We start from the raw sequence: 22,322 nt of genomic DNA on the forward strand, positions 1-22,322 counted from the left end.
GCGACCGCGGCGCAGCCGCTCACGGCGGCGGTCACTGCTCCACCGCCATGTTTGAGAACCGTGAGTAATGCCCCTGGAATCCGACGACGATGGTCTTGGTAGGACCGTTACGGTGCTTCGCTACGATCACGTCGGCTTCACCGGCGCGGGCGGACTCTTTGTCGTAGATATCCTCTCGATGGAGGAGCACAACCATATCGGCATCCTGCTCGATCGATCCGCTTTCACGAAGGTCGGAAACCATGGGTTTCTTGTCGGGACGCTGTTCAGATCCACGGTTCAGCTGGGAGAGAGCGATAACCGGAACGCCCAGCTCCTTGGCGAGAAGTTTGAGTGCACGCGAGAACTCGGAGACTTCCTGCTGCCGCGACTCGACCTTCTTGCCCGAAGACATGAGCTGGAGGTAGTCGATGATGACGAGCTTAAGGTCGTGCCGCTGTTTCAGCCGGCGGCACTTGGCACGGATCTCCATGAGGGACATGTTGGGACTGTCGTCGATGAAGAGTGGGGCGTCGTTCATGCGACCCATGGTCGTGGCGATCTTGCTCCATTGTTCATCCCGGATCGTTCCCTTGCGGAGATCCTGCAGATTAATGGTCGCTTCCGCAGCTAGAAGCTTGGTAGCGATCTCGTTTCTGCTCATCTCAAGTGAAAAAACCACGGTCGTCAAACTGTGCTTAATGGCGGCAGACCGGGCGATATCAAGTGCAAGTGTTGAGTTGTGCGTCGGAACAAACGATTTTCCGGCCAAATACAGGTGCTCTGTATGGGCTACCTGGATGCACCGGACAGGCACGGAATCAATCCGCTCAACGCTCTTAATGAAACGGCTTGTCCGTTTCGGCGTCGCCTTGCAATTCCGCTCCTTGTGAAGAACCTTCTTCCGGTGAAGCCCGAATACTTCATCGTCAGTCGAGAAAGTTATCGTATACGCCGTCGAGGAATCGTCGCTTCGACCTCGTACCGGCTTTTCAGACCATCCTGTACGGTACCCCAGGCTGTGGATCAATTCCCGGGCGTCGTCGGCCAACCTCCGGTGCGTGACGGAGAATTGCACGCAGCCGACGCCGGTTACCGTCCCATCTGTATCCAGCAAGCCTGCCAGCAATTCCCGCCTTTGCTTCACACTGGCTCGTAGATAGATACCGGGTATGTGCTTGTTTCCGAGAAGGGATTCACGGCGCAAGATGGCCTGGAATGAGCCACTGAGATCGCGGCTGTCGTCGCCTTCACTCAAGTACTCTTGTTCAAGGCTTATTGCCCAAGTGATTTCGGCTGCTACCTGCTTCAGGCGATATCCTTCTCCCGAGATGCGCATCAGGACTTCGTCGTCCTCATTGGTCACCCGTGCGGCCTTTGTATGGCCGTCGCCGAGCCAGGCGCCAAGCGTATAGGGCCCTATTGGAAGATCAGCCTCAGGCAGCTCCAAGGCTTTGGTGGTGTTGACGGAATGGTTCAGGCGCGTGTCTTTGGTGGGGCAACGCAAGGTCGCCGCGATTTCGCCCGTCGTTTTGACGGAGGCAAATGTTTGCTGATTCTTGGAACGGTTGTAACCCACCGCCGCCTGAGCGGATTTCCGGGAGGCACGTGTATCTGTGAGCCACTGGTGCTCTTCGTCGGCGACAAGGGTTGTCCCGTCGTCGAAAGTCACCTGATAGCAAGGACGGTCGATCATCACTTCAGTGGCTGCTACAACGTCGGTGGCTGTTCCATCGGCAGCCAGCACCTGTTCGCCCGGCTGGATCTGTCCCATAGTGGTCCAACCCGTGGGGGTCGGGATGGGCGTATCCAGGGCCAATGCCTTGCCAATTGCCGGCCTGGCCGCGATGACGATCATCTGACCGGGATGCAGACCGTGCGTCAGATCATCGAGTTCGTAGAAACCAGTCGGGACACCTGCCATCTCGGTTCCGCGGTGACCGGATGCCTCAATTTCATCGACCGTGCCCTCGATGACGTCCTTCAGTGCAACGTAGTCCTCGGTCGTGCGGCGTTCGGAGACGGCGTAGATTTCGGCCTGGGCAGCGTTAACGATGTCGTCAACTTCTCCATCGTTGCCGTAGCCAAGCTGCACAATCTTGGTGCCGGCGTCGACCAAGCGTCGCAACACTGACCGTTCACGGACGATTTCAGCGTAGAAGCTGGCGTTCGCCGCGGTGGGAACGGAGGAGATGAGGGTGTGCAGGTAAGCGGGTCCCCCGACGCGGGAGATTTCCTTCCGCTTGGTCAGCTCATCGGAAACGGTGACGGCGTCGGCCGGCTCTCCCCTGCCGTAGAGGTCGCAGATTGCCTCGTAGATGCTCTCGTGTGCCGGGCGGTAGAAGTCATTACCACGCAGCACCTCGACACAGTCCGCGATAGCGTCCTTCGAAAGCATCATGCCACCGAGCACGCTTTGCTCGGCGACAAGGTCCTGAGGAGGTGTCCGGGCGAACTCCGGTTCGCGTGATGAGGCTTCCGCTGGATCCATGTGCGTCAGTGACATGTGCACTTCTCCCTCTGCCCTCGGCCTGTTCCCATAGCAGCGTCGCTGCGCTTCTTGTGCTTTGATTCCGGTCTATCAGCCGCCTCCGACAAAGACGTTTTGATCCCTTCTTCAGTTACTGGCGCCGAGCACAAGCATGCGACGTTGCTTGGGAGTTACCCCGTAACGCTAATGCGTCCAGAGTCCCCCACCAATTCCTTTATCCACAACCCCGGTGGATAGCGTGTGGATAGTGCGGCGTGTCTTGTGCACAGGCTGGGGAGAAGGGTGTGGATAGAAAAACAGTTTAGGAAGAAATATGCCTCTGACCTGCGTAAACATCAGTTTGAGCTTGTGGAGGAAAAGAAATTTGCCGTCAACATTCATCCACAGCTTTGGTGTTGACAGGCCGCGAAAGAGCCGATACGGCACCCATTCCCACAGGTTTTCCACAACAGAACATATGCCTTTAGTGATCTGGAACACTTGTCCTCGGCAAGCGCCTGACGTGGCCGTATTCCACAAAAGGAATGTCCAGGATGCCGATTCATGTCCAGCTGGCTATTAGTTCGCACCGACCTTCGGGAGAAGTTGCGGTGCCCTGGACGTCCTCCGGCCGCAGATCCGTCCGCCCTTATTCTCCCGCCCATAGTCACGGTGCGTTTGCACCCGTACCCTTGGGGCATAGCCCAACCGCCGACGAAAGGCGAGTACTTTGACGACTCGAACCACAAACTCAGATGAACTGGATGCCGCTGCCCCGTTCGGCACCGGCCATACCGCCAGCGAGGTTTTGGAGGTGACGGAACGGTTCGTTGCCCACAACTACCACCCCCTGGAGGTCGTCGTGACGAAGGCCCAAGGGGCAACAGTCACCGATGCCGAGGGGAAGGAGTATCTCGATTTCCTTGCCGGCTATTCGGCACTGAACTTCGGACACGGCCATCCTGCTATCCTTGAGGCCGCCCACAACCAAATGGATCGCGTGACGCTGACCAGCCGTGCCTTCCACAATGACCAACTTGGCCCGTTCGCCCGCGAACTCTGTGGATTGGTCGGCAAAGACATGATGCTGCCGATGAACACCGGCGCTGAAGCTGTCGAAGCTGGCATAAAGGTCGCCCGCAAGTGGGGCTACGAGCGCAAGGGTGTACAACCGGACCAGGCCAACATCATTGTCGCGGCCGGTAATTTCCATGGCCGCACGACGACGGTCATCAGCTTTTCCGACGACGAGGACGCCCGCCGCAACTACGGTCCCTATACTCCCGGATTTGTCACGGTTCCCTTTGGGGATATCGCTGCCCTGGAGGACGCCATCGATCAGAATACCGTCGCCGTGCTGCTGGAGCCGATCCAGGGCGAGGCCGGCGTCGTCGTGCCTCCTGCCGGGTATCTTCCGGCCGTGCGCACATTGACTGAAACGAATAATGTTCTCTTCATCGCCGACGAGATCCAGTCCGGATTGGGACGCACTGGCAGCACACTGGCGTGCGAACACGAAGGCGTGGTCCCGGACGTCTACCTGCTGGGCAAGGCCCTGGGCGGCGGCGTTGTGCCGCTATCGGCCGTCGTTGCGGACACCGATGTGCTCGGTGTCCTGCAGCCCGGGCAGCATGGAAGCACCTTCGGTGGAAACCCGTTGGCCTGCGCGGTAGGACGGGTCGTCGTCTCACTCCTGTCCGACGGCCAGTTCCAGGAACGCGCCAGAACGCTGGGCGGGACTCTGCATACCGGTCTGGAGCAGTTGCGCGCTAAAGGTGTCACGGCCGTCCGTGGCCGGGGTCTATGGGCCGGGATAGACATTGACCCTGCCTTGGGGTCGGGACGCGAGGTGTGCCGGCGGTTGGCTGATTATGGTGTGCTTGCCAAGGACACCCACGGTCCTACTATTCGGTTCGCCCCGCCCCTGGTGGCCACTGAGGCGGAGATCCTTCACGGGGTCGACTGCCTGGCCAGAGTCCTGGAAGACCTGGCCGGATAGCTGTGCGGGCACGAAAAGGGCCCCACCCGGAGGTGGGGCCCTTTTCTCTGTCCAACGGACGTGCTAGCTGGCAACGACCTCAAGGTCGATGACAGCGGCGACATCTTCGTGCAGACGGACGTTCGCCTGGTAGGAACCGGTCGACTTGATGTGAGTCGGCAGTTCAACCTTGCGCTTGTCGATCTGGCCAAGGCCGGCCGCCTCAACGGCGGAGGCAACATCGGCGGGCTTGACGGTTCCGAAGAGACGTCCCGACTCGCCGGCCTTGACGGTCAGCGTGACCGGCTTGGCCGAGAGTGCTGCAGCCTGCTTCTGGGCGTCCTCAAGGGAAGCGTGCTCGCGGGCGGTGCGGGCAGCCTTGATGGACTCAACCTGCCGCTCGCCGCCTTTGGTCCAGGTCAGGGCGAATCCGCGGGGCAGAAGGTAGTTACGGGCGTAACCGTTCTTCACCTCGACAACGTCGCCAGCAGCACCGAGGCCGGTTACTTCGTGGGTCAAAATGAGCTTTGCCATGTGTAGTTCCCTTTCCCTTAGCCGCGGCCTGCGCCGGAGTAGGGCAGAAGTGCAACTTCGCGGGCATTCTTGATTGCCTGGGCGATCTTGCGCTGCTCCTGCACGGTCACACCGGTGACGCGACGGGCACGGATCTTTCCGCGGTCGGAGATGAACTTGCGCAGCAATGCTACGTCCTTGTAGTCGATGACGGTGATGTCAGCGGCCTTCAAGGGATTGGACTTTGGTTTGGGCTTACGTAGTTCAGCCTTAGCCATCGTGGAGCTCCTTTAGTTGATGGAGCCCGCAGAACGGTTCTGCGGGATGGTGGTTTTGCAGTTTAGAAGGGTGGCTCGTTGTTATCAGGGCCGTTGCCCCAACCGCCGGACGATGTACCGGGCGCTGCCCAGGGATCTTCCTGCGGTGCGGACTGACCGCCCTGGTTTCCGAAGCCGCCGGAGTTTCCTCCGAAGTTGCCGCCTCCGCCGCCACCACCGAAGTTGCCGCCGCCACCGCTGTTGCGCTGGGTGCGGTTAACCTTGGCGGTCGCGTATTTCAGCGAGGGGCCGATCTCGTCGACCTCAAGCTCAAAAACGGTTCGCTTTTCGCCTTCTTTTGTTTCGAATGAACGTGACTTCAGACGGCCGTTGGCGACAACGCGCATCCCCTTGGTGAGGGATTCCGCGACGTTCTCCGCGGCCTCACGCCATACCGATGCGCGCAGGAACAGCGTTTCGCCGTCCTTCCACTCATTGGACTGGCGGTCAAAGGTACGCGGAGTCGAGGCAACGGTGAAGTTAGCCACGGCCGAGCCGGACGGGGTGAAACGCAGTTCCGGATCGTTGGTCAAATTTCCAACGACGGTGATTACGGTCTCGCCTGCCATCTAATGCCTCCTGAGGTGTCGCCGGCCGCTCACTGCGGCCAGCACGTTCGTGTGAACAGCTGATTTGCTTCCAAGTCAACCACCCGGCGCCAATGTGCAACACCCGGCGGTTCCACGTTGTGGATTACTCGGAGGAAACCTTCTGCTCTTCGGGGCGAATGATCTTGGTGCGCATGATGGTCTCGTTCAGAGACAGCTGGCGGTCAAGCTCTTTCGCGGCATCCGGGGTCGCGGTGAAGTTAACCACTGCGTAGATGCCTTCAGACTTCTTCTGGATGTCGTAAGCCAGGCGACGACGTCCCCAAATATCAACGTTGTCGACGGTGCCACCATCATTGCGGATGACATTGAGGAACTTGTTGAGGGACGGCTCAACGGTACGCTCTTCGACCTCGGGGTCGATGATTACCATCAATTCGTAAGGACGCATATGTGAACCCACCTCCTTTGGGCTAAGCGGCTACGGTATTTCCGTAACAGGAGGTTCTTTTGCGCCTCGGAGCACTGAGGTTCCGAGTATCCGCAGGCACACTGATGTGCCAACACAGACTTCCCTATCTTACAGAAGAGGCCCCCGCGCCACCAATCAGCCGGCGAAGAACCGTTCCGTGACAGCCGCCAGGCGATAGGGGTCCTCAATGCCGCACATTTCCCGCGCGGAATGCATGGACAGCAGGGGCGTCCCGACGTCTACGGTCCGGATCCCGAGGCGGGTCGAGGTCAGCGGCCCAATCGTCGAACCGCAGGGCATCACGTTGTTGGAGACGAACTCCTGGTAGGGGACGCTGGCGTCGCGGCAGAGTCGAGCCCACAAGGCGGCGCCGGTGGCATCGGTGGCGTAGCGCTGGTTGGCATTGATCTTCAACAGAGGACCGCCGCCGAGAACGGGGTGGTTCGCCGGATCGTGCCGCTCCGGATAGTTCGGGTGAACGGCATGTCCGGCGTCGGCGGAGACGCAGAACGACGCCGCGAACGCACGTGCCCGGTCTTCGGCCGAGGCGCCAAGGCCGTCCGAGATCCGAGTCAGCATGTCCTGCAGGATAGGGCCCGAGGCGCCGGAGCGGGATTCGCTGCCGATCTCCTCGTGGTCGAACGCGGCCACGATCGAAACAGGACCATCCGCGGCGCCCGCTTCCGCCGTCGCAATCAGGGCAGTCAGGCCGGCGTGCACCGAGGACAGATTGTCCAGGCGCCCCGAGGCGAAAAATTCGCCTTTCCCGCCAAAAACCGCAGGCTGCTGCGTATCGGCGATAACGACGTCGTACCCGCCAATGTCCTCCGCACGAAGTCCGGCCTGTTCCGCCAGCACGCCCAGCAGGTCTTCGGCGGACGGGTCGCCGGTTCCCCAGACCGGATTCATGTGCTGCTGCTTGTCCAGTTTAAGCCCCTCATTGACGTTCCGGTCGAGGTGGATGGCGAGTTGTGGAAAACGCAGCAACGGTCCGGTGGCAACAAGCTTCTCGACGCCGTCGACCGTCACCAGACGTCCGGCGAGCGCCAGTTCACGGTCCAGCCAGGAATTGAGCAGCGGTCCACCGTAAACTTCGACGCCGGCCTGCAGCCAGCCGAACCGGCCGGTGGTGGGCTTGGGCTTGAGTTTGAACGACGGCGAATCCGTGTGTGCGCCGAGGATATGGAACCCGGTGGTGGGCGTCGCGTTGGCCGGCGCGTTCCAGGCGATGATGGCGCCGTCGCGGATCACGTAGTGCTTGCCGGGTCCGCCTCCCCAGGCTTCGGTCTCCTCCAACTGTGTGAAACCCGCCGCATCCAGCCGGCGGGCGGCCTCGTGTACAGCGTGGAAACTCGACGGCGAGGCGGTGATGTATTTTCCAAGGTCATGGATGTGTTCGACGGCGGCAGACATGCTTTTGAGCCTACCAACCTGACTATCGGTGCTGCCTGATGCTCGATCGGCGAACGACTGGGGTATGGCCATACCTCACGACGGCGCCGGCAACACGCAGAACTCGTTGCCCGACGGGTCGGTGAAGACCCGCCAAGGCAGGTCGCCCCAGTCCGGGCGGAGCTCGCGGCCCCCGCGTTCGGCGATGCCTGCCGCGACGTCGTCGGGGTCCTCCCCGGCCTCAAGCCGGATATCGAGGTGCTGCCGGTTCTTTGCCGCTCCCTTTGGGGCCGGCTCAGGGCACAGCTCAAGAAGCGGACCCCGCAATGATGGATGGCGCAGAGAGCGGGGCGAACCGGTGACGTTGGTCCAGCCGGTCAGCCAGGACCAGAACTGCGCGGCCTGGTCCGGGTCGGCGGAGTCGAGCGGAAGGGCGGCGATCGGTCCGGTGTCGGTGTACGCTCCCCGGTCCTCCATCACGCAGCAGGGATTGCCCTCAGGATCGGCGAGCACCACCCAGGGCACGTCCCCCTGACCTACGTCGAGGTGCCGTGCGCCCAGCCCGAGCAACCGCTCCACCTCCCCGGTTTGGCGATCCCCGCCGAGGAGGTCGAAATGCAGCCGGGGTCCGGACGGTGGCGGCCCGGAGACGCGTTGGAAGCACAGGTCCAGCTCCGGACCACCCTCTATAGCGAGCCGCGTCTCGAAGATATCAATCTCGTCGGTGAGCCGTTCACCACCGACCACCGCCTCCCAGAACCGGCCCAAGCGCTGCGGTTCAACTGCGTCCATGACGAGGTTCTCCAGGTACATGAACCACACCGTACCCAGCAGGTGACCGCAGCTCAAGAGGTACACGGCGCGCTCCCGGAGTATGGTGTGACTCTATGGACCTGTCTGAGCCATTCGAAGCGGAGCGCCCGCGGCTCGTACGCATTGCCGCCAGCCTGCTCAATGACCGCGCAGAGGGCGAGGACATGGTCCAACAGGCCTGGTTGCGGCTGCACAGCACCGACGCCGTGATCGAGAACCTACCCGGGTGGCTGACCGTGGTCACGACCCGGCTGTGCCTGGATCGTCTCCGTTCCAGGATCCCCGAGCCGGTGGAACCGGTGGAGCTGCCGGACATAGAGGCGGCACCGGATCCGGCCGAGCAGGTGATTCTTGCAGACTCGGTAGGGGTGGCCCTGCAGGTCCTCCTCGAACGTTTGTCGCCTGCGGAACGGGTGGCGTTCGTACTGCATGACACGTTCGACGTCGATTTCCACACCATCGCGACAGTCCTCGCCGTCTCGTCGGGTGCGGCACGCAAGCTGGCTTCGAGAGCGCGTTCCAAGGTCTCGGCTGTCGCGCCAGAGGGAACGCCAGCTGACTGGGAAGTGGTCGACGCCTTCCTCGAAGCCGCCCGAGGGGGTGACTTCGCGCGTCTTGTCCACCTCCTCGCACCCGATGTCCTGGTCACCGCCGATATCGAAGCCATCGCCGCCGGTACTCCACAGCGGCTCGAGGGACGCGACCAGGTCGCCGCAATGTTCGACGGCGCCGCGAAGGCCGCGCTGCCGGTGTTCGTCGGGGACCGCCCTGGTGCGGCCTGGTTCCATCGGGGCCAACCCCGCGTGGCATTCGACTTCGCCGTCACGAACGGTGTTGTCCGGCAGATCACCTTCCGCGCCCAGCCGGGCGTGCTGGCATCACTCAGCCGGAGGGCTGCAGCTGAACACAAATAGCGTGAACCCCACCAGTCTCCAACTGCTGGCAGCCGGCGGTCACATTAGCGGCCCGGCATCCGTCATACAGATGGGACTCGCAATTAACTCCCCTACTCAATGAACCACAGCAGAAGGAACCAGAAATGAAAACCATGACCTGCAAGCAACTCGGCGGCCCCTGTGATCTGACGCATCATGGCGACACCGCGGACGACATCATCAAGGCCCAGGACCGGCACCTCCGGGACGCCGTCAAGTCCGGCGACTCCGCTCACCAGCAGGCCCACGAGGCGATGAAGGGCCGGTGGAAGAACCCGGTCAAGGGCATTGGGTGGTACCGCGACACCAAGAAGGCTTTCGCAGCGCTGCCCAACGCCTGACCCCTACCAGAATCAGCACGATTAGTAGGAGGCTGGACGTCACGTACCCGACGACGATCAGCGCAGGCCGATGAGGCCCGCCAGGGCGGTGAGGTGATGCTCGAACAACTGTTCCGGAGCGGTGAACGTGTTTTCACCATATTGGCCAAACACCTCGAAGTTCACCGCTCCGAACAACGCCGCCCACACCAGGACGCCGCGGGCCAGCATTTCGTCCGGCAGGTCCAGGTTCGTCTCTTCGCGCACGGCTTGGATATCGCGGGCCAATTGCCCGTCTATCCCCTCCGCTGCCGTCGTCTGGCCTGAACCGTCGTCCGCGCGGATCGCCCCCGCCTGGTAGGCGCGGACGAAGATGGTGGTCAGGGCCGTGATCACCCGGGTACCCGGCGTCGTCGTTTGTTCTGCCGGTGCGTGGTAACCGGGTACCGGGCTGCCGAACAGGAGCGCATAGCGGGCCGGCTCGCGCAGTGCCCAGCCGCGGACGGCTCGGCCCAGCGCGCGGAACTGGCCGCTGAAATCCGTATCGTCCTCCGCCGCGACCGCGTGTTCCACTTCGTCGCCGAGCTCGGTGTAGGCATCGACCACGAGCAGCGTCAGGAGTTCGTCCCGGTTGCGGACATACCGGTAAATGGCGGATGACACCACCCCTAAGTCACGCGCCACCGCGCGCAGGGACAGCGCGGCAGCACCGTCAGTGGCAAGGTGCTTCCTTCCTATAACGACGATGTCAGCCATGGTCTGTTGACGTGCCCGTTGTCGCGGAGTGTTGTCCATCCGTCCAGCGTGCCCTATTTCGAGAGCGCAATCAACAAAGGAGAGCACCGCTCTTGACATTGCTTCCTCGACGGTTCATTCTCTAAGTGTGAGCACTGCTCTCAAATATCCGTTTTCGAGAAAGTGGCAGCCATGTCCGAAGTGCACGTAGTAACAGGAGCCGGTCCGGTTGGATGGACCGTCGCAGAACAACTCGCCAGCCAGGGGCACGGGGTACGGATTCTGACCCGGTCGGGCAGCGGGCCGGACCACCCACTGGTGGAGAGGATCAGGGCCGACGTATCCGACCCGGTGCAGTTGTCGGCGGCCATGGAGGGCGCCACCGCTGTTTTCCACTGCATCCATGGTTCCGCCTACAGCGCGGAGGCGTGGCAGCGGGAGCTTCCCAAAGCCGAACAGGTGGTCCTCGAGGCCGCCCGCTCTGCCGGCGCCGTCGTCGTTTTTCCTGAAAGTCTGTACTCCTACAGCCGCCCGGAGGAAATCATGACAGAGGACGGTCCACGGACAGCGGCCGGCGGGAAACGGGGTGTTCGGACCGGACTGCTGGCAGCACGGGAAGCTTCCTCAGTTCCGACGGTCAGCGTGGTGGCTTCGGACTTCTTCGGCCCCCGGGTGCGGAACGCGCATGCCGGCGAGCGCATGGTTCCGCGGGTCCTGGCCGGAAACACTGTCCGGGTGCTCGGTAGTGCCGGTGTGCCGCATTCCTTTACGTATGTCCCGGACCTGGCAGCGGCGATGATCGCGGCCGCGCATACTCCCGCGGCGTGGAACATGGTGCTGCACGCCCCCACAGGTCCAGCCGTCACGCAGCGGGAGATGGCGGAGGCGTACGCGGGGGCGGCAGGTGCGCCGACGCCGAAAGTCTCCGTCCTTCCCGGATGGCTGCTGCGTGCACTCGGCGTGGCTTCAGCTGATATCCGTGAGCTGACCGAAATGTTGTATCAATTCGAGGCGCCGTTCGTGATGGACTCCAGCCACACCGAGGCACTGCTGGACTTAAAGCCGACGTCGCTGGGCGAAGCCGCTGCTGCGACGGTGAGGTGGTGGCGGGAGACCGGCGAAAGGGCCACGATCGCACCACCGAGCCGCCATCGGTGAAGCGGTACTGCCTGTCATCCAAGGTTGACACGCTCATGTCGTCAACGTAAGTTGACATCATGGACGTGGAGGAGATGGTGGCGTTGTTGCGGACTTCGATCGGCTCGGATGAGGATCCGGGTTCGGGCCTGACCGCGGTGGCGAAGCTGCGCCAACAGCTGGACAGGCTGGAAGTAATCCAGGTACGCCGGGCCCGTTCCCGGGGACTGACCTGGCAGCAGATTGCAACGGTCCTCGGCGTCAGCCGCCAGGCCGTGCACAAGAAATATGGTGGCGTGGGAATTGTGGGACGGCGGAAATGACCCCGCCGGAACGACGGGCGACACTGCGGGAGTTCTTCCCCTATCTGCGCGGACACGGGCGGGTGCTGGCAGCCGTCGTCGTTGTGTCCCTGATTGCCACCGCCCTGGCCGTTGCTCAACCTTTGATGGTCCAGCAACTGGTCAACGCGGTCGGCGCCAATCAGCCGGCAACGTTGTTCGTGTGGCTGCTGGTCGGGATTACCTTGGCGCAAGCGGTCTTCAGCGCCGGGCAATCTTACCTCCTGCAGCGCACGGCCGAATCGGTGGTGCTCGGTTTGCGGCGCTCACTGATCGGCCGGATGCTCAGCCTGCCCATCAGCGAGTTTGACCGGCGGCGGGTCGGCGACTTGATGTCCCGGGTGGGCACCGACACCACCCTGGTCCGGACGGTGATCACGTCAGGGCTGTTCGAGGTGCTCTCGTCGGTGCTGATGTTTGGCGCCGCCGTGGTCCTGATGGTCCTGCTCGACCCGGTCTTGTTCGGGATCACGCTGGCCGCCGTCCTGGTTGGAGCAGGCGGGGTGCTCCTGCTGGGCTCCCTGATCCGGAACACCAGCAAGGAGGCTCAGGACGCCGTCGGTTCGATGTCCGCCGCGGTGGAACGTGGCCTGACCGGCATCCGGACGATCAAGGCGGCCGTCGCCGAGGACCGGGAATCGGCGCTCATCGACCGGGAGTCCCTGACGGCGTTCCGGGCAGGGATCAAGATGGCCAAGCTGCAGGCCACCGTCGGACCGTTGATGTCCATCTGCATTCAAGGCGCGTTCATCGTGGTGCTGGTTGTGGGAGGCGTGCGGGTTGCCAATGGAACGCTGGCCTTGGGCGACTTGATGGCGTTTATCCTTTATCTTTTCCTGCTGGTCCTCCCGATCGCGGCAGCGATGGGCGCGTTCGTCCAGATTCAGGCGGGTTTGGCGGCGCTGGACCGGATCCAGGAGATTGCCCGGCTGGCTCCGGAGCGGGAGGGCGAACCGGCCGTCACGCCGCAGCTGGATGGTCACCACCGGTCGGCCTTCGAGTTCCAGAATGTGCGGTTCCGCTATGAAACCGACGACGGCGACGACGGCGCGTGGGTGCTGGACGGGCTCAGCTTCGAGGTGCCGGCCGGCCAACGGACAGCGATCGTCGGTCCGTCCGGTGCCGGAAAGTCCACACTGCTGGCCTTGCTGGAACGCTTCTATGAGCCAACCGGCGGGACAATCCACTACCGGGGAACGCCGTTATCCAGCCTGCCGCGGAACGATCTGCGATCCCAGTTTGGTTTGGTGGAGCAGGAAGCTCCAGGACTCAGCGGTACCTTGGCCGATAACCTGCGGCTCGGCGCTCCAGCGGCCACCGGGGAGCAGATGCTGCACGTGCTCGACGCCGTTGGACTGTCAGACCTTGCCGGCCGCTCCGCGAGCGGACTCGAGTTGAACCTCGGTGAAGACGGCGTCCGGCTCTCGGGCGGCCAGCGGCAGAGATTGGCGTGGGCGAGAGTCCTGCTGGCCGACCGGCCGGTGTTGTTGATGGACGAACCCACCGCCTCCGTCGACTCCAGGACGGAGCACCAGCTGCAGCAGGCCTTGACGGCGGCAGCGGAAGACAAAACCGTACTGGTTGTCGCGCACCGGCTGTCGACGATCGCCGATTTCGACCAGATCATCGTGCTGGATAAGGGCCGCGTGGCCGCGACCGGACGGCACTCGGACCTGATGAGGGAAGGCGGACTCTACCGTGATATGGCGGAGCGGCAACGCCTGGTCAGCTGACGCGTTCCGCCGTGCGCACCGACTTGTTGTGTCTCAGGCGCAGGATACGCGGGCCCAGGAGGACGGCAGCCATGAGGGCAAACGTCCACCAGTAGCCCATCGCCTCTCCCAGCTCAACGGCGCCCGCCGCAGCCATCCCGGCCGCCACCGCGACTACGATCCCGTCCCGGGCGGGATCGCATTCCGGATTGCGCCATGGCGACACCCTTCGTCCTCGATTCGCACTCAAAATTGACGTCTCGACAACCACCACCAGCACCAGTGAGAACACAAGCAAAAGCACAGCAAGGTGCATTCTGAAGTTCCTTTCCTCGCCACTCACACCCTTTCTATCATTACGTGGAAGTTGTGAGAGGGGCTGACGATCAGACGGCCTTACGGGCGGTGCCTTCGGTGATGGGCAGAAGCCGTCCGGCGGCTCCCGGCATCTCCCACCGGATCACACCCTCCAGTTCCAAGCCGGCGTCGCGCAGAGCGGCCAGCGTGTCCCTGTTCAGGTGGCAGCCGCCGGCAACGCGGCGCTGGATGGGCGTCAGGCGGTCCTGCCACCGGCGCACGGATGCCCGCTCCGAACAGACGTGCTCCAGAAAGAGCAAGGAACCGCCCGGCTTCAGCACCCGGAGGACTTCGCCAACGGCGGCCGCGGGATCCGCAACGCTGCAGAGCACCAAGGTGGAGATGACGACGTCGGCACTGGCAGCGGGCAGGTCTATTCGCTCGGCCGTACCGTCGACAATTTCCGTGCGTCCGCTCAAATCCGGAGCGGAGTCGTCGATTTTTCTCTTAAGCCGCTGCCGCATGGAAGGGTCCGGCTCGATCAGAATGAGGCGCCCAATCCGCACCGGATCGTAATGCCGCAGATTCGCCCCGGTACCTGCGCCGATCTCCACCACCACACCGGCAGCGCCGGCCAGGAGCGATTCACGGTGCCGCCCCAATACCCTCCGCTCGGCGCCGGCGGTAATGGGGTCATAAAGTGCTGCGAAGATCCGGGACCAGATACCTGCCGGCCGCCATGCCGCCGTCGTCATCAGTAGTCCAGCCCGGCGCTGGGAGTGACGAGTCCGGTCTCATACGCGTACACAACCGCCTGGACCCGGTCCCGCAGATGCAGTTTGGTCAGGATCCGCCGGACGTGAGTCTTGACCGTCGCCTCCGCGAGGAAGAACCTGTGCGCAATCTCGGCGTTGGACAGCCCCTCGGCGATGGCACCGAGGACCTCGATCTCACGGGGCGTGAGGTCGTCCAGCAATGGATCCCGCTGGGCCGGTGGCCTTTCCTCCACAGGCCGAGAGCGCACGTACGTCTCCAGCAGACGCTGCGTGATCCGGGGCGCGACGACGGCGTCCCCGCTGGCAACGAGGCGGACCGCCTGCACGAGTTCGGCGGGGGCGACATCCTTTAGCAGGAAGGCACTGGCCCCGGCCTGCAGTCCGGAGAAGGCATACTCGTCCAGGTCGAAGGTGGTCAGGATAATGATGCGCGTGCAGGAGCCCGAACCCGTGATCCGGCGGGTGGCTTCGATCCCGTCCAGGACAGGCATCCGGATGTCCATCAAGACGATGTCCGGGGCCAGTTCAGCGACGGCGGCAACTGCCTCGCCGCCGTCGGACGCCTCCCCCACGATCTCCAGATCCGGTTCTCCCTCGAGGATCAGCCGGAAGCCCATCCGCAGCAGCGGCTGGTCATCCACCAGCAGAATCCTCGTTCGTTCCGGCGTCCCGCCAGGCTGCTCAGTCATTGTTCCCCCCGTTTTCCGCCCACACCAGTTTGGCTTCGACCAGCCAGCCGCCATTGGCTCCCGGTCCGGCGTGCACGGTTCCAGAATAGATGCTTGCCCGCTCGGCCATTCCCACAATCCCCAGGCCGGCACCGACGGATTGGGCCGGACCGCCGTCCATGGTGCCCCGGCCGTCGTCGAACACCTTGATCCGCACCACGTCATCTGCCCGGCTTACCGTCACCTCAACCACCGTGACGTTGTTTCCGTAGCGCAGAACGTTGGTCAGCGACTCCTGGACAATCCGGTAAACAGTCAGCTGGAATGCCGGGTCTTCGGGCAACGACGGCCCTGAACTAATGTGGCGGATGGGCAGACCAGCGATCCGGAAACCTTCCAGCAACGAGGTCAAGGACCTTTCGGCGGGCAATGGCAGTCGCGGTGCGCTGTCGGAATCGGTCTCGCGCAGCACCCCGAGAACGCGGCGCATATCCGCCAGGGCTGTCCGGCCGGTTTTGGATAATTCCTCCAGTACCTCGCTGGCCCGGACCTGGTCGCGCTTGATAACGACGCCGGCACCATCGGACAGTGCGATCATCACCGACAACGAGTGGGCGACGACGTCGTGCATCTCCCGTGCGATCCTGGTTCGTTCGGTGACTGAAGCCAGCTCCGCATTTTCCAGCGCCCGGGACAGCAGTTCCTTGGCGTGGTGGCGGTCCCGGCGGATCGTCACCCCGATTCCGGTGGCGATGATGTTCGTCAACAGGAGGATGGCCGCCGTGACCCAGACCAGAAACGCGGCGCCTTCAAAGACCTCGGGTGGCAGAAACCACAGGGCGATAATTCCTGGAGTGCTCGCCATGAGCATCGCGGCGAACGAAAACCGCCAGGAATGCTGGACAGAAACTGAGTAGAAGGCGAACCACAGTCCCACCCCTACACTGGTGCTGCCATTGCCGATGAGGACGGTAAGCGGCTCCAACACGGCGAGGATGCAGAGGACTACGACCGGCCAGCGGCGCCGGAACATCAACACACCTGCGGCGGCGAGCACCAGCGGGATCCCCCGGCTGTCCTTGGTTTCCACCATCGTCAGGATGGCCCCCGTCAGGCTGATCAGCAGGAAGATGCCGACCACTGCGATGTCCATCAGGACCGGGTGGTCCAGGAAAAAGCGCCGCACCGGTCCGCGGCGCCGGGCAGCAAATTCGGCGAGGGAAGCGGCGTCCGTTCGCGCCGCCGCTTCCCCCACCGAAACCTTTTCACTCATGGGATGAGCTTATATTCCAGTTGCGGAACTTAGACGTCCCGGAACTTGATCGCGATGCTTGCCGCGACCAGGAGCACGAGTGCCCAAGCGCCCATGACCAGACCGCCCTGCAACTGGGTCAGCGCATCGCCGGCTATCTGGACGGAAACAAGCTGCGTGCCGGCGCTGGAAGGCAGGTACTGCATCGTCTCCTGGAAGAAGTCGTTCGGAATCAGCTGGAAAACGATCGGCAGCACCATCAGCAGAGCGACAATCGTCACGATCCCTCCGGCGGAATTACGGAGCAGTGTTCCGATGGACATGCCCATGATCGCGACCAGTGCGAGGAAAGTGCCTGTGTTGATAATGCTGGCAACCACTCCTTCCACGCTGAGCGCGAAGTCCAGGTCCTCGGTGGCCAGAATCGGCTGCGCCACGAAGTAGGTGATCAGAGCCGAGATGGCACCGACGACGAAAGCAATGATGCTGATGACCAGGACCTTGGCCAGCAGCGCTTGGATCCGCCGGGGAACCGCGACCAGGGTGGAGCGGATCATTCCGGTGGCGTACTCGGAGGCAATCAGCACCACGGCGAGGGACCCGAGCAGCAACTGGCCGAAGGCGACGCCCGAGGGTGGAATTGAGTACGCCATCCCCTGAGGTCCGCCGGTCTCCGCCATCTGCGCCTGGGCCTCCGGCGGAACGTCGCTGCTGAACTCGGCCGTGATGGTGGTGCCCCAGGCGTTGAGGGCACCAAATCCGATCATGACAATGACGGTGAGAATCAGCAGAATCGTGGTGGACCGGAGCGTGCGCACCTTGATCCATTCGGACCTGACCATGCGGGCGAAATTAATGCCGCTGCCCTTTGCTGCGGCGTGTCCCGTGGAACCGGCCGCATTTGCCGTTACAGCGCTCATCGTTACTTCCCCTCCCCGGCCATAGCCGGCTCTGCGGCCAAATCACCGGAGTGATACTCAACTTCGTCCTGCGTCAGCTGCATGTATGCCTCTTCGAGCGATGCCTGCAGCGGCGTCAGCTCATAGATCAGAACCTGGTTCTGCAGGGCGGTGTAAGCGATCCGCCTGGCATCGACGCCGGTGATTTCCAGCAGCTCCGGCTCGAGGGCCCTGCTGCTGACGCCGTCGCCGGCCAATGCCTGAACCAGCTGATCCGGTTGCTCGGTGCGTACGCGTGTCCGGGCCTGTCCCTGCCCGGAAATGATGTCCTGCATCGGCGCGTCGGCGATAATACGTCCGCGGCCGATAATGATCAGGTGGTCGGCGGTCTGCGCCATTTCCGACATCAGGTGCGAGGAGAGGAATACCGTTCTTCCCTCGGCCGCCAGCCCCTTGGCCAGATGGCGGACCCACTGCACGCCTTCGGGATCGAGACCGTTGACCGGCTCGTCGAAGATCAGGGTCTGCGGGTCACCGAGCAGTGCGACGGCGATACCGAGCCGTTGTCCCATGCCCAGCGAAAAGCCGCCAACCCGCTTCCGCGCGACGGCGGCGAGGCCGGTCATCTCGATAACTTCCCGGACCCGGCTGTCTGGAATGCCGTGCGTGGCAGCCATGGCGCGGAGGTGGTTGTAGGCGCTGCGTTTGGTATGGACGGCTTTAGCATCCAGCAAGGCGCCGACTTCGTGCAACGGCGCCTTGTGCCGGGAATAGTGTTTCCCGTTGACCGTTACATCACCGGTTGTAGGCCGGTCCAGGCCAACAATCATCCGCATCGTCGTCGATTTACCGGCACCGTTGGGTCCGAGAAATCCGGTCACCTTGCCAGGCTGAACGGTAAAAGACACCCCGTCGACGGCGGTCTTGGCACCATAGCGCTTGGCCAGGTTGCGTGCCTCGATCATCTGATCATTTCCTTTGGCTCTGACATGGCTTGCGATTACAGCACTAACGCTACGGAAACAGGGCCGCTAATGCTTCGCTCCTGGGGATGATCTTGGGAACCACCGGGCATCCTCCTAAAGGTGTACCCGCGCAAGGGTCAGTCAGGGTCGGCTCAGGGGAGAATCAGGGTACAGATGACATTCAATGTGTTCCAGTGACGTCTCTACGGTAAATTTTCCCTTATGCCCCACACCCGCCGAGCAGCGCCGCCACATCATGGACGCTGACCCCGCAGTCATCGCGGAGCTGGTCACATCAGCACTCATCTATTTGGGGCTGGCGATCCTGATTTCCGCGGCGATTATCCACTGGTCGAAGGGATCGTGGGTCAAAACCAGCGCCGTCGTCTACACCGCCGGCGCCCATACCGGTCTGCGCTGGCACAATCAGCGCAATGAGATCCGGGAAGTCTATGTTAACGAAGACGAACTCGAGAGCAGCGTTCCGGGAACAGAACTCACCGTCTTCTACCAGCCGCGCAAGCCATCAAACTGGTCGCTGAAAAAGCCCCACGGCCACACCCTCGTTCTCGCGTCGGTCGGTGCCGGGATGGCAATTGTCGGGACCATTGCATCATTTCTCGATTTTTTCTCCCCTCCGCCGTAACACCTGAAGTAGGTTGTTCCTATGGCCAGCGAAGCAGTTGTCTTTCCCGTCCAAGGACCGAACGGCGAACGTGAGGTGCGGATTTCCAGCCCGGGCAGGGTCCTTTGGCCGGAGCCCGGAATTACTAAACTCGATCTCGCCAACTACATGGCCGACGTCGGACAGGCTTTTGTCACTGCCAACGGCGACCGCCCCTTGGCCCTGCAGCGGTTCCCGGGCGGCATCGAGGGCGAGCAGTTCTTCTCGAAGAATCCGCCGAAGGGCGCTCCCGACTATGTGCGGTCGGTGATGGTCAGCTACCCGAGCGCGCGGTCGCACCCGCAATTGGTGATCGATGAGCCGGCGGCCGCCGTCTGGGCCGTGCAGATGAACACCATTGTCTTCCACCCGTGGCCGTCGCGGGCCGAGGACTCTGACAATCCGGATCAGCTCCGCATCGACCTTGACCCGCAGCCGGGCACGGATTTCGACGACGCTATCCCCGCCGCGCAGGAGTTGCGGTCCGTCCTCGATGAGGTGGGCCTGACGGGGTTCATCAAGACATCGGGAAACCGGGGGCTGCACGTTTATGCACCGATCAAGCCGGCACACGAGTTCCTGGATGTGCGCCATGCCGTGATCGCCGCCGCCCGGGAAGTCGAACGCCGGATGCCGGACAAGGTGACGACAGCCTGGTGGAAGGAAGAGCGCGGAGAACGGATATTCCTCGATTTCAATCAGGCGAACCGGGACCGGACGATCGCCGGAGCCTACAGTCCACGGGCGCTCCCGCACGCATCAGTCTCCTGCCCGATCGAGTGGGACGAACTCGAGCGCGTCAGCCCGAAGGACTTCACCATCGCCACAGTGCCCGATCGGCTGAAAAACGTCGGCGACCCATGGGCCGATATGCATGCCAAACCGGGCACGATCGAAACCCTGCTTGGCTGGTGGGACCGCGACTGCGCCAACGGACTCGGGGAGATGCCCTTTCCGCCGGACTACCCCAAGATGCCCGGCGAACCTCCCCGCGTACAGCCCAGCCGCGCCCGCAAGCAGGACTAGCGGCTGCTGACCGAGCCGAACTTCCTCACACAGAGTGGCACAAAGATCAGCAGCATCAGGATGATGCCGGCCAGCACGGTGATGTACGGGTGCTCCAACGTCCAGGATTCCGGCGGCGGAAAGGTCGGATTCGTGTTGCCGAACAAATTCCGGGCGGATTGAACCAATGCGGAGACCGGGTTCCACTCGGCGATATTCCGGAGCACATCAGGCAGGGTGTGAATCGGGACGAACGCATTGGAAATGAACGTCAACGGGAAGAGAATCATGAACGAGGCATTATTAATGACTTCCGGGCTCCGCACGCTCATTCCCAGCAGCGCCATCACCCACGAGAACGCGTAAGAGAACAGCAACAGCAACGCGACGCCGCCGATGAATCCCCAAATACTGGTGGTCACGCGCCAGCCGACGATGTAACCGGTGCCCATCATGATCAGCATCGAAATCCCGTTGATCATCAAGTCCCCGTTGGTCCGGCCGATCAGCACCGCCGACGTGCTCATGGGCAGCGTCCGGAACCGGTCGATGATGCCGTCCTTGAGGTCCTGTGCCATAGCGGACCCGGAGAAGGTGGATCCGAAAATGACCGTCTGGGCGAAGATGCCTGCCATTAGGAACGAGGTGTAGTCGTCGATGGCCATCGCACCGGCGTAGACCTGACTGAACAGCAGCACGAACATGATCGGCTGCAGGATGGTGAAGACCAGGATGTCGGGGACGCGCCTGATCTTGATCAGATTCCGCCGGGTGGCGATCCAACCGTCGGAGAACCACTGTCCCATTGGTGAAGTGACAGCCCCGTCCCCGGTCCTGACAGGTTGCTCTGTTACCGCACTCATTTCGCAGTCTCCATCTCTTCCGTGCCGGCCTTCTGGTCTTCCTCGGCCACGTGACCGGTCAGCTGCAGGAACACATCGTCCAGCGTTGGCCGGCGGATTCCGGCGTCGTGCAGCTCAATGCTGCCTTCACGCAGTTCCGCCAAAACGTACTGGAGTGCCCGCGGACCGTCGATCACCGGCACCTCCAGGGTGCGGCCGTCGTCGTCCATACGCGGTTCCCCCTCGCCGTGCCGGCCAAGCACTTCGCGGGCCGCGCCGGCGTCGGAAGCGTCTATTAGCGTGACCTCGATACGGTGGCCGCCGATCCTTGCCTTGAGCTGATCGGCGGTGCCTTCGGCGATCACCTTGCCACCGTCGATGACGGCGATGTCATCGGCCAGCTGGTCCGCTTCCTCCAGGTACTGGGTGGTGAGCAGGACAGTGGTCCCATCGGAGACCAGATTCTTGATCACATCCCACATGCCAAGCCGGCTGCGCGGATCCAGTCCGGTGGTGGGTTCGTCCAGGAACAGCACCTCCGGCCGCGTCACCAGCGCACCGGCAAGGTCGATCCGGCGGCGCATACCTCCGGAGAAACCCTTCACCGGGCGATTCTGGGCCGCGGTCAGCTCGAACATCTCGATCAGTTCGGTGGCCCGGCGGCGCGACTCTGCCTTGCCAAGGTGGTAGAGCCGGCCAACCATTTCCAGGTTCTCGAAGCCAGTGAGGTTCTCATCCACCGCCGCGTATTGTCCGGAGACGCCAATAACCCGGCGCACTGATTTCGGATCACGGATGACGTCGATCCCGGCCACCGTGGCGCTGCCTTCAGTGGGCTGGATGAGTGTCGTCAGCACCTTCACGGCGGTCGTCTTTCCAGCACCGTTCGGACCCAGCAAACCCTGGACTGTCCCCTTGGGAACAGTCAGGTTCAACCCGTCCAGAGCATGGACTTTCGCGGTGCCTTTGGGCGAGTAGATCTTCTTGAGGCCGCTTGCCTCGATGATATTCATACTTTGATCCTAGGGTCGTGCGGGCACTAAACCCGCGACATTCAGGCCAGTTATGGTCCGCATTGAATTGAAGAAATAGTCCGCCGCCGGCACCGGGCGTGTAGAAGAAGCGCAACAGACTTGGATATTATTCCACCGCCCACGATGAGGCGCTATAGATCTGTGGAAATTGCCGCGCTTACTTCTGTCCATGGTGATTTCCTTGTTTGGGATGATCCGTGAGCGGATGCTGTCGAAACACAGACGGGACAGCACCCGAAAAATCATCGGCACGAAATT

The 22,322-nt window shown here is 62.6% G+C and carries 25 protein-coding genes; 8 read left to right on the forward strand and 17 right to left on the reverse strand.

Translation table 11 applies throughout. The features are described 5' to 3' along the window. Positions 1-31: 31 nt before the first annotated feature. Together dnaB and ACX80B_RS05160 are read right to left on the reverse strand one after the other, a co-directional pair. The gene (dnaB, locus tag ACX80B_RS05155; protein ID WP_459293771.1) at positions 32-2,485 is read right to left on the reverse strand and encodes a replicative DNA helicase; all 2,454 of its coding nucleotides are present in this window, start codon (positions 2,483-2,485) and stop codon (positions 32-34) included. Between the two features lie 168 nt (positions 2,486-2,653). Next, positions 2,654-2,950 carry a hypothetical protein gene (locus ACX80B_RS05160; protein WP_459293773.1) on the reverse strand — a complete coding sequence of 99 codons (297 nt, stop codon included), beginning with the start codon at positions 2,948-2,950 and terminating at the stop codon, positions 2,654-2,656. A 259-nt stretch (positions 2,951-3,209) separates the two neighbouring features. On the opposite strand from ACX80B_RS05160, the gene rocD reads away from it, so the two are divergent. Then, on the forward strand, positions 3,210-4,448 hold the full coding sequence (rocD, locus tag ACX80B_RS05165; RefSeq protein WP_459294294.1) for an ornithine--oxo-acid transaminase: 1,239 nt from the start codon (positions 3,210-3,212) through the stop codon (positions 4,446-4,448). Between the two features lie 63 nt (positions 4,449-4,511). Here rocD and rplI read toward each other — a convergent pair whose 3' ends face one another. From rplI to ACX80B_RS05195, 6 genes are all read right to left on the reverse strand, one after another. Then, positions 4,512-4,961: a 50S ribosomal protein L9 gene (gene rplI, locus ACX80B_RS05170; RefSeq protein ID WP_459293775.1), complete on the reverse strand. Its 450-nt coding sequence runs from the start codon at positions 4,959-4,961 to the stop codon at positions 4,512-4,514. A gap of 17 nt (positions 4,962-4,978) precedes the next feature. Further along, positions 4,979-5,218, reverse strand: a complete 240-nt coding sequence (rpsR, locus tag ACX80B_RS05175; RefSeq protein ID WP_003800144.1) for a 30S ribosomal protein S18 — start codon at positions 5,216-5,218, stop codon at positions 4,979-4,981. Positions 5,219-5,280: 62 nt separating this feature from the next. Next, positions 5,281-5,826, reverse strand: coding sequence for a single-stranded DNA-binding protein (locus ACX80B_RS05180; protein ID WP_459293777.1), 546 nt, complete (start codon positions 5,824-5,826; stop codon positions 5,281-5,283). Between the two features lie 124 nt (positions 5,827-5,950). After that, entirely contained in the window at positions 5,951-6,256 is a 306-nt protein-coding gene (gene rpsF, locus ACX80B_RS05185; protein WP_459293779.1) for a 30S ribosomal protein S6, read from the reverse strand. A gap of 156 nt (positions 6,257-6,412) precedes the next feature. Next, a complete protein-coding gene (locus tag ACX80B_RS05190) occupies positions 6,413-7,690 on the reverse strand; it encodes a M18 family aminopeptidase (protein WP_459293781.1) in 1,278 nt (425 codons plus the stop codon). 75 nt (positions 7,691-7,765) lie between these two features. Further along, positions 7,766-8,527 carry a VOC family protein gene (locus ACX80B_RS05195; protein WP_459293783.1) on the reverse strand — a complete coding sequence of 254 codons (762 nt, stop codon included), beginning with the start codon at positions 8,525-8,527 and terminating at the stop codon, positions 7,766-7,768. A 29-nt stretch (positions 8,528-8,556) separates the two neighbouring features. On the opposite strand from ACX80B_RS05195, the gene ACX80B_RS05200 reads away from it, so the two are divergent. Both ACX80B_RS05200 and ACX80B_RS05205 read left to right on the forward strand, forming a co-directional pair. Further along, complete coding sequence (locus ACX80B_RS05200) at positions 8,557-9,396, forward strand: sigma-70 family RNA polymerase sigma factor (RefSeq protein WP_459293785.1); 840 nt, start codon at positions 8,557-8,559, stop codon at positions 9,394-9,396. A 125-nt stretch (positions 9,397-9,521) separates the two neighbouring features. Further along, positions 9,522-9,758 carry a hypothetical protein gene (locus ACX80B_RS05205; RefSeq protein WP_459293787.1) on the forward strand — a complete coding sequence of 79 codons (237 nt, stop codon included), beginning with the start codon at positions 9,522-9,524 and terminating at the stop codon, positions 9,756-9,758. Positions 9,759-9,815: 57 nt separating this feature from the next. On the opposite strand, the gene ACX80B_RS05210 is transcribed toward ACX80B_RS05205, so the two are convergent. After that, on the reverse strand, positions 9,816-10,532 hold the full coding sequence (locus tag ACX80B_RS05210; RefSeq protein WP_459293789.1) for a TetR/AcrR family transcriptional regulator: 717 nt from the start codon (positions 10,530-10,532) through the stop codon (positions 9,816-9,818). 132 nt (positions 10,533-10,664) lie between these two features. Here ACX80B_RS05210 and ACX80B_RS05215 point away from each other — a divergent pair, with 132 nt between their 5' ends. From ACX80B_RS05215 to ACX80B_RS05225, 3 genes are read left to right on the forward strand one after another with little or no spacing between them, the layout of a single operon-like run. Further along, positions 10,665-11,630, forward strand: coding sequence for an NAD-dependent epimerase/dehydratase family protein (locus tag ACX80B_RS05215; protein ID WP_459293791.1), 966 nt, complete (start codon positions 10,665-10,667; stop codon positions 11,628-11,630). 59 nt (positions 11,631-11,689) lie between these two features. Continuing rightward, positions 11,690-11,932 carry a helix-turn-helix domain-containing protein gene (locus ACX80B_RS05220; protein WP_459293793.1) on the forward strand — a complete coding sequence of 81 codons (243 nt, stop codon included), beginning with the start codon at positions 11,690-11,692 and terminating at the stop codon, positions 11,930-11,932. Beyond that, positions 11,929-13,683 carry an ABC transporter ATP-binding protein gene (locus ACX80B_RS05225; RefSeq protein ID WP_459293795.1) on the forward strand — a complete coding sequence of 585 codons (1,755 nt, stop codon included), beginning with the start codon at positions 11,929-11,931 and terminating at the stop codon, positions 13,681-13,683. The genes ACX80B_RS05220 and ACX80B_RS05225 overlap by 4 nt, the downstream gene beginning before the upstream one ends. Here ACX80B_RS05225 and ACX80B_RS05230 read toward each other — a convergent pair. The 6 genes from ACX80B_RS05230 to ACX80B_RS05255 form a co-directional block, all read right to left on the reverse strand. Next, complete coding sequence (locus ACX80B_RS05230) at positions 13,676-13,888, reverse strand: hypothetical protein (protein WP_459293797.1); 213 nt, start codon at positions 13,886-13,888, stop codon at positions 13,676-13,678. The genes ACX80B_RS05225 and ACX80B_RS05230 overlap by 8 nt on opposite strands. Positions 13,889-14,048: 160 nt before the next feature. Further along, on the reverse strand, positions 14,049-14,714 hold the full coding sequence (locus tag ACX80B_RS05235; protein ID WP_459293799.1) for a class I SAM-dependent methyltransferase: 666 nt from the start codon (positions 14,712-14,714) through the stop codon (positions 14,049-14,051). After that, entirely contained in the window at positions 14,714-15,424 is a 711-nt protein-coding gene (locus ACX80B_RS05240) for a response regulator (protein WP_459293801.1), read from the reverse strand. The genes ACX80B_RS05235 and ACX80B_RS05240 overlap by 1 nt, the downstream gene beginning before the upstream one ends. Beyond that, positions 15,417-16,676: a sensor histidine kinase gene (locus ACX80B_RS05245; RefSeq protein ID WP_459293803.1), complete on the reverse strand. Its 1,260-nt coding sequence runs from the start codon at positions 16,674-16,676 to the stop codon at positions 15,417-15,419. The genes ACX80B_RS05240 and ACX80B_RS05245 overlap by 8 nt, the downstream gene beginning before the upstream one ends. 29 nt (positions 16,677-16,705) lie before the next feature. Next, entirely contained in the window at positions 16,706-17,575 is an 870-nt protein-coding gene (locus ACX80B_RS05250) for an ABC transporter permease (protein WP_459293805.1), read from the reverse strand. Positions 17,576-17,577: 2 nt separating this feature from the next. Next, positions 17,578-18,519, reverse strand: coding sequence for an ATP-binding cassette domain-containing protein (locus ACX80B_RS05255; RefSeq protein WP_459293807.1), 942 nt, complete (start codon positions 18,517-18,519; stop codon positions 17,578-17,580). Positions 18,520-18,775: 256 nt separating this feature from the next. On the opposite strand from ACX80B_RS05255, the gene ACX80B_RS05260 reads away from it, so the two are divergent. Together ACX80B_RS05260 and ligD are read left to right on the forward strand one after the other, a co-directional pair. After that, positions 18,776-19,165, forward strand: coding sequence for a hypothetical protein (locus ACX80B_RS05260; RefSeq protein ID WP_459293809.1), 390 nt, complete (start codon positions 18,776-18,778; stop codon positions 19,163-19,165). Between the two features lie 21 nt (positions 19,166-19,186). Continuing rightward, positions 19,187-20,209, forward strand: a complete 1,023-nt coding sequence (gene ligD, locus ACX80B_RS05265; protein WP_459293811.1) for a non-homologous end-joining DNA ligase — start codon at positions 19,187-19,189, stop codon at positions 20,207-20,209. Here the strand turns inward: ligD and ACX80B_RS05270 are convergent. Together ACX80B_RS05270 and ACX80B_RS05275 are read right to left on the reverse strand one after the other, a co-directional pair. Then, positions 20,206-21,051 carry an ABC transporter permease gene (locus tag ACX80B_RS05270; protein WP_459293813.1) on the reverse strand — a complete coding sequence of 282 codons (846 nt, stop codon included), beginning with the start codon at positions 21,049-21,051 and terminating at the stop codon, positions 20,206-20,208. The genes ligD and ACX80B_RS05270 overlap by 4 nt on opposite strands. Next, positions 21,048-22,043: an ATP-binding cassette domain-containing protein gene (locus ACX80B_RS05275; RefSeq protein WP_459293815.1), complete on the reverse strand. Its 996-nt coding sequence runs from the start codon at positions 22,041-22,043 to the stop codon at positions 21,048-21,050. The genes ACX80B_RS05270 and ACX80B_RS05275 overlap by 4 nt, the downstream gene beginning before the upstream one ends. Positions 22,044-22,322 lie beyond the last annotated feature (279 nt).

Source organism: Arthrobacter monumenti (genome assembly GCF_054511255.1).

What these genes read in the sequence shown, in the direction of transcription:
- ligD (WP_459293811.1), top strand. Translation starts at nt 19,187, where the DNA reads ATGGCCAGCGAAGCAGTTGTCTTTCCCGTCCAAGGACCGAACGGCGAA.
- ACX80B_RS05255 (WP_459293807.1), bottom strand. Translation starts at nt 18,519, where the DNA reads ATGATCGAGGCACGCAACCTGGCCAAGCGCTATGGTGCCAAGACCGCC.
- dnaB (WP_459293771.1), bottom strand. Translation starts at nt 2,485, where the DNA reads ATGTCACTGACGCACATGGATCCAGCGGAAGCCTCATCACGCGAACCG.
- ACX80B_RS05245 (WP_459293803.1), bottom strand. Translation starts at nt 16,676, where the DNA reads ATGAGTGAAAAGGTTTCGGTGGGGGAAGCGGCGGCGCGAACGGACGCC.
- ACX80B_RS05180 (WP_459293777.1), bottom strand. Translation starts at nt 5,826, where the DNA reads ATGGCAGGCGAGACCGTAATCACCGTCGTTGGAAATTTGACCAACGAT.
- ACX80B_RS05205 (WP_459293787.1), top strand. Translation starts at nt 9,522, where the DNA reads ATGAAAACCATGACCTGCAAGCAACTCGGCGGCCCCTGTGATCTGACG.
- ACX80B_RS05260 (WP_459293809.1), top strand. Translation starts at nt 18,776, where the DNA reads ATGGACGCTGACCCCGCAGTCATCGCGGAGCTGGTCACATCAGCACTC.
- ACX80B_RS05190 (WP_459293781.1), bottom strand. Translation starts at nt 7,690, where the DNA reads ATGTCTGCCGCCGTCGAACACATCCATGACCTTGGAAAATACATCACC.
- ACX80B_RS05210 (WP_459293789.1), bottom strand. Translation starts at nt 10,532, where the DNA reads ATGGACAACACTCCGCGACAACGGGCACGTCAACAGACCATGGCTGAC.
- rpsR (WP_003800144.1), bottom strand. Translation starts at nt 5,218, where the DNA reads ATGGCTAAGGCTGAACTACGTAAGCCCAAACCAAAGTCCAATCCCTTG.
- ACX80B_RS05235 (WP_459293799.1), bottom strand. Translation starts at nt 14,714, where the DNA reads ATGACGACGGCGGCATGGCGGCCGGCAGGTATCTGGTCCCGGATCTTC.
- ACX80B_RS05215 (WP_459293791.1), top strand. Translation starts at nt 10,665, where the DNA reads ATGTCCGAAGTGCACGTAGTAACAGGAGCCGGTCCGGTTGGATGGACC.
- ACX80B_RS05200 (WP_459293785.1), top strand. Translation starts at nt 8,557, where the DNA reads ATGGACCTGTCTGAGCCATTCGAAGCGGAGCGCCCGCGGCTCGTACGC.
- ACX80B_RS05270 (WP_459293813.1), bottom strand. Translation starts at nt 21,051, where the DNA reads ATGAGTGCGGTAACAGAGCAACCTGTCAGGACCGGGGACGGGGCTGTC.
- ACX80B_RS05220 (WP_459293793.1), top strand. Translation starts at nt 11,690, where the DNA reads ATGGACGTGGAGGAGATGGTGGCGTTGTTGCGGACTTCGATCGGCTCG.
- rplI (WP_459293775.1), bottom strand. Translation starts at nt 4,961, where the DNA reads ATGGCAAAGCTCATTTTGACCCACGAAGTAACCGGCCTCGGTGCTGCT.
- ACX80B_RS05275 (WP_459293815.1), bottom strand. Translation starts at nt 22,043, where the DNA reads ATGAATATCATCGAGGCAAGCGGCCTCAAGAAGATCTACTCGCCCAAA.
- ACX80B_RS05240 (WP_459293801.1), bottom strand. Translation starts at nt 15,424, where the DNA reads ATGACTGAGCAGCCTGGCGGGACGCCGGAACGAACGAGGATTCTGCTG.
- ACX80B_RS05225 (WP_459293795.1), top strand. Translation starts at nt 11,929, where the DNA reads ATGACCCCGCCGGAACGACGGGCGACACTGCGGGAGTTCTTCCCCTAT.
- ACX80B_RS05250 (WP_459293805.1), bottom strand. Translation starts at nt 17,575, where the DNA reads ATGAGCGCTGTAACGGCAAATGCGGCCGGTTCCACGGGACACGCCGCA.
- rpsF (WP_459293779.1), bottom strand. Translation starts at nt 6,256, where the DNA reads ATGCGTCCTTACGAATTGATGGTAATCATCGACCCCGAGGTCGAAGAG.